This is a genomic window from Bacillus thermozeamaize (assembly GCA_002159075.1).
Classification (GTDB): domain Bacteria; phylum Bacillota; class Bacilli; order ZCTH02-B2; family ZCTH02-B2; genus Bacillus_BB; species Bacillus_BB thermozeamaize.
Window position 1 is genome coordinate 1 of the sequence record LZRT01000034.1, and the last position, 1811, is coordinate 1811.

General features: G+C 53.9%; 1 protein-coding gene. It reads right to left on the reverse strand.

What is annotated here, in order from left to right; translation table 11 throughout:
- Window positions 1-399 precede the first annotated feature (399 nt).
- The gene (locus tag BAA01_08630) at window positions 400-1698 is read right to left on the reverse strand and encodes a transposase (protein OUM89805.1); all 1299 of its coding nucleotides are present in this window, start codon (window positions 1696-1698) and stop codon (window positions 400-402) included.
- Window positions 1699-1811 lie beyond the last annotated feature (113 nt).

Below are 1811 nucleotides of genomic sequence, written 5' to 3' on the forward strand. Positions count from 1 at the left end.
CTCCCTCAATAAATTAAAGTTTTCTTTGTTTTTCTCGCTTTCTCGCAAGATTTCATCTTTGACACCCGAAGCCCCCTTGGATAGGATTTGACGAGGAGTGAATATTTGGGATCGATTGGGTTGGCGGGAATAGAGGTGGCGGTCACCCCAATTTCAAAACCGTATGGTCGCAGATGGATCTCCACATGATACCCTTGCGGTTTACCCTCCCATGTCTCCCTGGGTCGATGCCCTCACATTCCTTCGTTCTACCTCTCAAGGGGTGGAGGCCAGGCAAGCTCCTAAGCGGGGTCGATGCCCTTATGGAATAGATTACCCCCGGCCTATCCGTGCTTCGTTTGTCAAAGATCAATATGTGTGTAAGCGATGAAACGAAAGCGAGTTGCCGCTGTGGATGAGTTAAGCTGCCGCTTGCAATTGAGCCGCCCGATGGGGGCCGAGCACCTTGCCAGCGTCATAGTTCTTCTGCTTACGGCCCAGTTCAAACAAGACGCGAATGAGCTTGTTGCAAATCGCGATGATGGACTGCTTTTTCTTCAGCGGATTATCCTGACGCGTTGTGAAATAAAGGTGTAGTGCCCGAAACTCCGGATTCCTGGCAACCATCGTCAGTGCCGCCCGGAACAACAAGGCGCGGAGACGATAGCGACCTCGCTTGCTGATGGTCGTTTTCCCTTTGTGAAGCCCGGAGCTGTTTTCCCGCAGGCTCAGACCGGCGTGACGCACAATTTGCCGGCTGTGGTCATAACTGCTCAAGTCGCCGACCTCCGCCAGGAATCCAGCCACGGTGATGAGGCCGATACACGGGATGCTCATCATGTGGGCGGCGCCCGGAATCTGTTCCACCAGCTGTGCCACCAGTTCCATCAGTTGCTCGATCTGGCTGCACAGCATGGCGTACTGCTCCAAATACATGGCCAGCTCATACCTGGCCGCTGCAGCGCCTTCTGTAAGACCGATGGACTTGCGGGCTTTCCGGCAGAGCAGTTCGGCTCTCTTGGCGCCTACAGCCCGTTTTACGTCGTGCTGCTTCCATGTCGCCACAATCGCCGCCTCACCGGCCGCGACGATATCTTGCGGCAACGGAAATTGCTTCAGCGTCACGAGCGAGGCCTTGCCTTCCCAGTCTTTAAACACTTGCCGGTATTCGGGAAAGAAGCGATCCAGCCAGTTGTGGATTCTCCCCTTCACGCGGTGCAAATCCCCGCACAGACGGTCTCTCTGGTTCATCAGCACTCGCAGGTCGGCATAGACGCCTTCCGGCAACTTCGGCTGGGTATAGCGACCGTCAAGTACGAGTTTGGCAACCACTTTGGCGTCCTTGATGTCGTTTTTGGTCGGCAAGTTGTCATCGAGTTCCTTGCTTTTCCTGACGTGATGCGGGTTGACCAGCACCACCTCAATGCCCCGCTGTTTCAGGAAATGAAACAGAGGAAACCAGTAATGGCCCGTAGGCTCTACGCCCAGCAGCACGTCGGTAAACCCGTGCTCTTGCTTGATGGCTTCAGTCCACGCCAGCAGGTTCAACAGGCCGTTTTCATCGTTTTGAAACAGGCAGCGACGACCGAACTCGATACCTCTGTAATTGAAGGCGCGAGCAACATGTTGGTGCTTTGCAATGTCGGCTCCAATGACCAGCGTCGTTTCCGAAATTCTCGAAATCCGTTGATTCTGCTTGCTCGATGGGTTATGCTTCATTTAGAGCGTCCTCCTTTTATCAGGGCAGTGAATGTGCGCAACATTCGAGACCCAGCATACAGGAGGCGCTCTTTTCTTTCAAACCTTAAATTAATTCACTACAGGAATGGCTC